A 225-nucleotide genomic window follows, 5' to 3' on the forward strand; every position below is an offset into this window, starting at 1 on the left:
GCGACGGCAAGGCCGAGGTTCAGCGCCTCCAACTCAGACGGGGTTAAGGTCAGCGGGGGCAGGGTGATCGCCGGGGTGATCCGGTAGCCTTCGCCCCGCGTCCCGGCGATGGACAGGCCCGCCGCGCTAAGCTTGCCCATATCGCGGTAGATCGTGCGAGGGGAGACGCCAAACAGCCGGGCCAAATCCTCGGCCCGGCTGTTTGGCGTCTCCCCTCGCACGATC

At 68.4% G+C, this 225-nt stretch carries 1 protein-coding gene; it reads right to left on the reverse strand.

Annotated elements, in window-relative coordinates:
* Positions 1-224 (reverse strand): helix-turn-helix transcriptional regulator (locus A3722_RS08490; RefSeq protein WP_236627373.1); only part of this gene is annotated, 224 nt, incomplete at its 3' end.
* Position 225: the final 1 nt, after the last annotated feature.

Origin of the sequence: Sulfitobacter sp. HI0027 (assembly GCF_001634775.1) — a bacterium.
Taxonomy (GTDB): Bacteria; Pseudomonadota; Alphaproteobacteria; order Rhodobacterales; family Rhodobacteraceae; genus Sulfitobacter.